The following is an 8,378-nucleotide window of genomic DNA, read 5'->3' as shown; positions in this document are numbered from 1 at the left end:
CCCACAGGGACACCATAAGGCTTGAAATCCATGGTGCCTCTGTGGGAGCTGGCTTGCCGGCGATAGGGCCGGACCATGTCGGATCAGTCTTTCTTCTGCAAGCGTACCGCCAGCACGTCACATGGCGCACCGTGCAGCACGTCATTGGCCGTGGAACCCAACAGCAACGCCAGGCCGTGGCGGCCATGGCTGCCGACCACGATCAGGTCGCAGTGTTGTTCCTTGGCAAGCTGGTGAATTTCCTGGCGAGGTTGGCCGTAGGTCAGGTGCGAGTCGCCCCGATTAATGTCCGGGTACTTGTTGAACAACCGGTCCATGCGCTCTTTGGCCTGGTCGAACTGCTGTTGTTGCAGTTGCGACAGGTCCATCGGCACATCGCCGCCAAACGCCATGGCCATTGGCTCGACGATATGCACCAGCGATACCTTGGCGTTCGATGGGGCAGCCAAGGCCATGGCGCGCTTGATTACCGGGTCGCATTCTTCGGTCAGGTCGACCGCGACCAACAAATGTTCGTAGGGCATGAGCAGTACTCCTGACAATCGCGATAAAGGAAGTATGGTCGCTTTCGGGCGGGTCTTCCGTGAAAAATGGCTAACCAGCTCATTTGCAACGCTTTATGGAATCTACTGATATGACGGTATTGCTGGTGGTGTCAATCCTTGCGCTGATTCTCAGCCCGTTTTCCTGGTTGCGCAGTTCGCGCAAGCAGAGCGAGCAGATGAAGCTGCGCCTGGAAGCCCGACGTATGGGGTTGGCCATGCAGCTGGCGCCGCAACAGTGGCCGCACTGGCTGGAGAAGGAGCCGCCAAGTCCTTGCCCGCAGTACCACCGGGCGCGCCGCCGTGGGCACCAGAACAGCTTCAGCTACTGGCAGGTCAGCCCGGGGGTGTGGTGGAACCAGTACCGCGAACCCTGCGAAGACCCGCGCTTCGTGGAGGCACTGGCGCGCTTGCCGGCGAGCGTTTACAAGGTAGAGGCCGATGCCCGGATGATCGCGTTGTACTGGACTGAACGGGGCGATACGGCTGTATTGCAGGATGTTGCCTACGTCCTCGAAACCCTCGCCTGAGTTCAGCTAAACACGGTCCTTTAGGAGCAACTCTCTTTCTCAAAATTTGAACAGCCTGCGCGATTCACCTGTAGGAGCGGGCAAGCCCGCGAAGCAGGCGACGCGGTGTCTGGCACCGGCTTTGCCGGTGTTCGCGGGCATGCCCGCTCCCACAGGGGGTCTGCGCTGGCTTGGAGTTGCCGCCGCACTTGCAGGAGCAACTGTCTTTCTCAAAATTTGAAAAGCCTGCGCGATTCACCTGTGGGAGCAGGCGACGCGGTGTCTAGCACCGGCTGCGCCGGTGTTCGCGGGCAAGCCCGCTCCCACAAGTGGAACGGTGAATGACCAGGTCTAATCCCCTCTCAAGACACAATGCCGCTCCTACAACGACAAAGCGGCGGCTTGGCATACCCCTGAAGGGGTGGGGTGCCAAGTCGCCGCTTTGCGTTCTGCTTTCGCAGAAAAGGCCAGGCAGGCCGGGTATTCATTCACGCAAGTGGCAGTGTAGCCATACCCGCTCGGCGCGCAAGCGAAAATGTGCAGCGCCTGTGCAATCCCGCGGGTCGATCGCTGGCATGAATGACCGGTGATCACTGTCATCATGATTTGCTGCGCGCACGGTACAAAATGACCACAAAGTCGCGTTTTCTTCGTGCTCGTGAGCATTTGACAACGCAGATCTTTTCGGAGAATGTGTGCACACCCAAATCAAACGGGCGTATGAATTGAGCGTTTGTATGTCACCACGCCAAGCCATACTTCCGACTAGCGCGCTGACGGGTGTGCCTGGGCGGGGCAGCTAGGCCTGCTTCCGCTGCAGCGATCGGCGTGTACAGTTCAGCTTCCATATCGTGGAGATCAGTTGATGATTTACGAAGGTAAAGCCATCACGGTTAAGGCTCTTGAAAGTGGCATCGTCGAGCTCAAGTTCGACCTCAAGGGTGAGTCCGTCAACAAGTTCAACCGCCTGACCCTGAACGAGCTGCGCGAGGCCGTAGGCGCCATCCAGGCCGACGCCTCGGTCAAGGGCGTCATCGTCAGCAGTGGCAAGGACGTGTTCATCGTCGGCGCCGACATCACCGAGTTCGTCGACAACTTCAAGCTGCCCGAGGCCGAACTGGTCGCCGGCAACCTGGAAGCCAACCGCATCTTCAACGCCTTCGAAGACCTCGAAGTGCCAACCGTCGCGGCCATCAATGGCATCGCCCTGGGTGGCGGCCTGGAAATGTGCCTTGCCGCCGATTACCGTGTCATGTCCAGCAGCGCCAAGATCGGCCTGCCGGAAGTCAAGCTGGGCATCTACCCGGGCTTTGGCGGCACCGTGCGCCTGCCGCGCCTGATCGGTTCGGACAACGCCATCGAGTGGATCGCTGCCGGCAAGGAAAACCGCGCCGAAGACGCCCTCAAAGTCGGCGCCGTCGATGCCGTGGTTGCACCCGAGCTGCTGCAGGCTGGCGCCATCGACCTGATCAAGCGCGCCATCAGCGGCGAGCTCGACTACAAGGCCAAACGCCAACCCAAGCTGGAAAAACTCAAGCTCAACGCCATCGAACAGATGATGGCGTTCGAAACTGCCAAGGGCTTCGTTGCCGGGCAGGCCGGGCCGAACTACCCGGCCCCGGTCGAAGCCATCAAGAGCATCCAGAAGGCCGCCAACTTCGGCCGCGACAAGGCACTGGAAGTCGAAGCGGCCGGGTTTGCCAAACTGGCCAAGACCTCGGTTGCCGAGAGCCTGATCGGCCTGTTCCTGAACGACCAGGAGCTCAAGCGCAAGGCCAAGGCGCACGACGAAATCGCCCACGACGTGAAGCAGGCTGCCGTGCTTGGCGCCGGTATCATGGGGGGCGGCATCGCCTACCAGTCCGCGGTCAAGGGCACCCCGATCCTGATGAAGGACATCCGCGAGGAAGCCATCCAGCTGGGCTTGAACGAGGCCTCCAAGCTGCTTGGCAACCGCGTCGAAAAGGGCCGCCTGACCCCGGCCAAGATGGCCGAGGCGCTCAATGCCATCCGCCCGACCCTGTCCTATGGCGACTTTGCCAATGTCGACATCGTGGTCGAGGCCGTGGTCGAGAACCCGAAAGTCAAACAGGCGGTGCTGGCGGAAGTGGAAGGGCAGGTCAAGGACGATGCGATCCTGGCCTCCAACACTTCGACGATCTCCATCAACCTGCTGGCCAAGGCGCTCAAGCGCCCGGAAAACTTCGTCGGCATGCACTTCTTCAACCCGGTGCACATGATGCCGCTGGTGGAAGTGATTCGTGGCGAGAAGTCCAGTGAAGTGGCGGTGGCCACCACCGTGGCCTATGCCAAGAAAATGGGCAAGAACCCGATCGTGGTCAACGACTGCCCGGGCTTCCTGGTCAACCGCGTGCTGTTCCCGTACTTCGGCGGCTTTGCCAAGCTGGTCAGCGCCGGTGTCGACTTCGTGCGCATCGACAAGGTCATGGAAAAGTTCGGCTGGCCAATGGGCCCGGCCTACCTGATGGACGTGGTAGGCATCGACACCGGCCACCACGGCCGTGACGTGATGGCCGAAGGTTTCCCTGACCGCATGAAGGACGAGCGCCGCTCGGCGGTGGATGCTCTGTACGAGGCCAACCGCCTGGGGCAGAAGAATGGCAAGGGTTTCTACGCCTACGAAACCGACAAGCGTGGCAAGCCGAAGAAAGTGTTCGACGCTACCGTGCTCGACGTGCTCAAGCCGATCGTGTTCGAGCAGCGTGAAGTCACCGATGAAGACATCGTCAACTGGATGATGGTGCCGCTGTGCCTGGAGACCGTGCGCTGCCTGGAAGACGGCATCGTCGAGACCGCTGCCGAAGCCGACATGGGGCTGGTCTACGGCATTGGTTTCCCTCCCTTCCGCGGTGGTGCGCTGCGCTACATCGACTCGATCGGTGTCGCCGAATTCGTTGCCCTGGCCGATCGCTATGCCGACCTGGGGCCGCTGTACCACCCGACCGCCAAGCTGCGCGAAATGGCCAAGAATGGCCAGCGCTTCTTCAACTGAGCGGTCAACGAGCTAGAGCGAGAGATTTGATATGAGCCTGAATCCAAGAGACGTGGTGATTGTCGACTTCGGTCGCACGCCGATGGGCCGCTCCAAGGGTGGCATGCACCGCAACACTCGCGCCGAAGACATGTCGGCGCACCTGATCAGCAAGCTGTTGGAGCGCAACGGCAAGGTCGACCCCAAAGAGGTCGAGGACGTGATCTGGGGCTGCGTCAACCAGACCCTGGAGCAGGGCTGGAACATCGCCCGCATGGCTTCGCTGATGACGCAGATCCCGCACACTTCCGCTGCGCAAACCGTCAGCCGCCTGTGCGGCTCGTCGATGAGCGCGCTGCACACCGCCGCCCAGGCCATCATGACCGGCAACGGCGATGTGTTCGTGGTCGGCGGCGTGGAGCACATGGGGCATGTCAGCATGATGCACGGCGTGGACCCTAACCCGCACCTGTCCTTGCATGCCGCCAAGGCTTCCGGGATGATGGGCCTCACTGCAGAAATGCTCGGCAAGATGCATGGCATCACCCGTGAGCAGCAGGACCTGTTTGGCTTGCGTTCGCACCAGTTGGCCCACAAGGCTACGGTCGAAGGCAAGTTCAAGGATGAAATCATCCCGATGCATGGCTACGACGAGAACGGCTTCCTGAAGGTGTTCGATTACGACGAAACCATTCGCCCGGAAACCACCCTCGAAGGCCTGGCGTCGCTCAAGCCGGCATTCAACCCCAAAGGGGGCACGGTCACGGCCGGTACTTCGTCGCAGATCACCGACGGCGCGTCGTGCATGATCGTCATGTCTGGCCAGCGCGCCATGGACCTGGGTATCCAGCCGTTGGCGGTAATCCGCTCGATGGCGGTGGCAGGTGTGGACCCGGCGATCATGGGCTACGGCCCGGTGCCATCGACCCAGAAAGCCCTCAAGCGTGCCGGGTTGACCATGGCAGACATCGACTTCATCGAGCTCAACGAAGCCTTCGCTGCGCAGGCCTTGCCAGTGCTGAAAGATTTGAAAGTGCTCGACAAGATGGATGAGAAGGTTAACCTGCACGGCGGCGCCATCGCTTTGGGGCACCCGTTCGGTTGCTCTGGGGCACGTATTTCCGGCACCCTGCTCAATGTCATGAAGCAAAATGGCGGTACCCTCGGGGTGGCGACCATGTGCGTCGGCCTCGGCCAAGGTATCACCACTGTCTTCGAACGCGTCTGATCGCGCCGCTGGACAGCAACCGGGGCCTTGTGCCCCGGTTTTGTTTTTTCAGGTTTTATTCAGGAGGGTGTGCAACATGCAGATACAGCCAGGCGTCTACCGGCATTACAAAGGGCCTGAGTACCGTGTCTTCAGCGTTGCGCGGCACTCCGAGAGCGAGGAGTGGATGGTTTTCTACCAGTGCCTGTATGGTGACTACAGCTTCTGGGTGAGGCCACTTTCGATGTTCCAGGAGTCCGTCGAGGTTGACGGCGAGCAGGTGCCACGCTTTGCTTTGGTCAAGGCCGAAGAGGGGCTGCCCGGGTTGCTGGGCAAGTCGCACGCATGATCGTTCGAACTTGACCTCACACTTTTGCCACTATATATAGCGGTGCCGCGTGTCGGCACCTGACGCGTTTTTCATCTTCAGATTCAGGAATACTCCGATCCATGGGCAAATCGCTGGTCATTGTGGAATCCCCGGCCAAGGCCAAGACCATCAACAAGTACCTGGGCAACCAGTACGTGGTGAAGTCGAGTATCGGCCATATCCGAGACCTCCCCACCAGCGGTTCGGCCAGCGCAAGCAAAGAGCCGGCCGCCAAGCGTGGTAAGGCTGCGGGTGAGGCCCCGGCGCTTTCACCCAAGGAAAAGGCCCGTCGCCAGCTGGTGTCGCGCATGGGTGTCGACCCCGACCACGGCTGGAAAGCCAAGTACGAGATCCTGCCTGGCAAGGAAAAGGTGATCGAAGAGCTGCGCCGCCTGGCCAAGGATGCCGACACCATCTATCTCGCAACCGACTTGGACCGCGAAGGGGAAGCCATTGCCTGGCACCTGCGCGAGGCCATCGGTGGTGACGACGCCCGCTACAAGCGCGTGGTGTTCAACGAAATTACCAAGAAGGCGATTCAGGAAGCCTTCTCGCAACCGGGCGAGCTGGACATCGACCGGGTCAACGCCCAGCAGGCTCGGCGTTTCCTTGACCGTGTGGTGGGCTACATGGTGTCGCCGCTGCTGTGGGCCAAGATTGCCCGTGGCCTGTCTGCCGGTCGCGTGCAGTCGGTAGCGGTCAAGCTGGTGGTAGAGCGCGAGCGTGAAATTCGCGCGTTCATCCCCGAAGAATACTGGGAAATCCACGCCGACCTCGGCACCGCGAAAAACGCCAAGGTGCGTTTCGAAGTGGCGCGCGAAAATGGCGAGGCGTTCAAGCCGCTGAACGAAGCCCAGGCCATGGCCGCGCTGGAGAAGCTCAAGGCTTCCAGCTACAGCGTGGTCAAGCGCGAAGACCGCCCGACCAGCAGCAAGCCGTCGGCGCCGTTCATTACCTCCACCCTGCAGCAGGCCGCCAGCAACCGCCTGGGCTTCGGTGTGAAGAAGACCATGATGATGGCCCAGCGCTTGTACGAAGCTGGCTACATCACGTACATGCGTACCGACTCGACCAACCTGTCGGCCGATGCCCTGGACATGGCCCGCAGCTACATCGAGCGTGAGTTCGGCAAGCAGTACCTGCCGGATGCGCCGCTGGTCTACGGCAGCAAAGAAGGCGCCCAGGAAGCGCACGAAGCGATTCGCCCGTCGGACGTGAATACACACCCGACCAAGCTCAGTGGCATGGAGCGCGACGCCGAGCGCCTGTACGAGCTGATCTGGCGCCAGTTCCTGGCTTGCCAGATGCCGCCGGCGCAGTACCTGTCTACCAGTGTCACCGTGGCTGCCGGCGATTTCGAGCTGCGCGCCAAGGGCCGTATCCTGAAGTTCGACGGTTATACCCGTGTGCTGCCACAGCAGAGCAAACCGGGTGAAGACGACGTACTGCCGGAAATGGTCCAGGGCGAAGCGCTGAAGTTGCTGCAGATCGACCCGAGCCAGCACTTCACCAAGCCGCCGGCCCGCTTCACCGAAGCCAGCCTGGTAAAGGAAATGGAAAAGCGCGGCATCGGTCGCCCGTCGACCTACGCGGCGATCATTTCCACCATCCAGGACCGTGGTTATGTGACCCTGCACAACCGCCGCTTCTACTCCGAGAAAATGGGCGACATCGTCACCGAGCGCCTGTCGGAAAGCTTCTCCAACCTGATGGACTACGGCTTTACCGCCGACATGGAAGAGAACCTCGACGACGTGGCCCAGGGCGAGCGTGACTGGAAGAACGTGCTCGACGAGTTCTATGGCGACTTCAGCAAGAAGCTGCAGACGGCCGAGTCGAGCGAAGACGGCATGCGCGCCAACCAGCCGACCATGACCAATATTCCGTGCAAGGAATGTGGCCGGCCAATGATGATTCGTACCGCTTCCACTGGGGTATTCCTTGGCTGCTCTGGCTACAGCCTGCCGCCGAAAGAACGCTGCAAGGCGACCGTCAACTTGGTGCCCGGCGATGAAATCGCTGCGGACGACGAGGGCGAGTCCGAGTCGCGGGTGCTGTTGGGCAAGCACCGTTGCCCGATCTGCGCCACGGCGATGGATGCCTACTTGCTGGATGAGAAGCACAAGCTGCACATCTGCGGTAACAACCCGGACTGCCCTGGCTACGAAATCGAAGAAGGCAACTACCGCATCAAGGGTTACGAAGGGCCAAGCCTGGAATGCGACAAGTGCGGTAGCGAGATGCAACTGAAGACCGGCCGGTTCGGCAAGTTCTTCGGCTGCACCAACCCGGCTTGCAAGAACACCCGCAAACTGCTGAAAAGCGGTGAGGCAGCGCCACCGAAGATGGACAAGGTGGACATGCCTGAGCTCAAGTGCGAGAAGGTGGACGACACCTACGTGCTGCGCGATGGCGCCTCGGGGTTGTTCCTGGCGGCCAGCCAGTTCCCCAAGAACCGCGAAACCCGGGCACCACTGGTCATGGAAATCGTGCCGCACAAGCACGAGATCGACCCGAAGTACCACTTCCTGTGCGATGCGCCGCAGAAGGACCCGGACGGCCGCCCTGCAGTGATCCGCTACAGCCGCAAGACCAAGGAGCAGTACGTGCAGTCCGAGGTTGATGGCAAGCCTACCGGCTGGAAGGCGTTCTACGACGGTGGCGCGTGGAAGGTAGAAGACAAGCGCTGAGCCTTCAGTGCTGTAATTGGGGCCGCTTAGCGGCCCCAATCATTTATGATGCAGAAACTTGCCTTGCA

General features: G+C 60.9%; 6 protein-coding genes. 5 read left to right on the top strand and 1 reads right to left on the bottom strand.

The features are described 5' to 3' along the window. Positions 1–83: 83 nt before the first annotated feature. Positions 84–524 (bottom strand): universal stress protein, encoded by a 441-nt coding sequence (locus EGJ22_RS01300; RefSeq protein WP_009686273.1) that lies wholly within the window; start codon positions 522–524, stop codon positions 84–86. A 110-nt stretch (positions 525–634) separates the two neighbouring features. Here EGJ22_RS01300 and EGJ22_RS01295 point away from each other — a divergent pair, with 110 nt between their 5' ends. The 5 genes from EGJ22_RS01295 (at position 635) to topA (ending at position 8,310) form a co-directional block, all read left to right on the top strand. Further along, positions 635–1,072, top strand: coding sequence for a hypothetical protein (locus tag EGJ22_RS01295; protein ID WP_029887011.1), 438 nt, complete (start codon positions 635–637; stop codon positions 1,070–1,072). Between the two features lie 844 nt (positions 1,073–1,916). Then, a complete protein-coding gene (fadB, locus tag EGJ22_RS01290; protein ID WP_029887012.1) occupies positions 1,917–4,064 on the top strand; it encodes a fatty acid oxidation complex subunit alpha FadB in 2,148 nt (715 codons plus the stop codon). A gap of 31 nt (positions 4,065–4,095) precedes the next feature. Next, positions 4,096–5,271 (top strand): acetyl-CoA C-acyltransferase FadA, encoded by a 1,176-nt coding sequence (gene fadA, locus EGJ22_RS01285; RefSeq protein ID WP_125920107.1) that lies wholly within the window; start codon positions 4,096–4,098, stop codon positions 5,269–5,271. A gap of 76 nt (positions 5,272–5,347) precedes the next feature. Then, a complete protein-coding gene (locus tag EGJ22_RS01280) occupies positions 5,348–5,599 on the top strand; it encodes a DUF1653 domain-containing protein (RefSeq protein ID WP_025754461.1) in 252 nt (83 codons plus the stop codon). A 101-nt stretch (positions 5,600–5,700) separates the two neighbouring features. Beyond that, a complete protein-coding gene (gene topA, locus EGJ22_RS01275) occupies positions 5,701–8,310 on the top strand; it encodes a type I DNA topoisomerase (protein WP_009686278.1) in 2,610 nt (869 codons plus the stop codon). The last annotated feature ends 68 nt before the right edge of the window (positions 8,311–8,378 follow it).

Origin of the sequence: Pseudomonas sp. p99-361 (assembly GCF_003935475.1) — a bacterium.
Lineage (GTDB): Bacteria > Pseudomonadota > Gammaproteobacteria > Pseudomonadales > Pseudomonadaceae > Aquipseudomonas > Aquipseudomonas juntendi.
The sequence above is the reverse complement of the archived record's forward strand: the minus strand, read 5'-3'. Positions and strand labels throughout refer to the sequence as shown.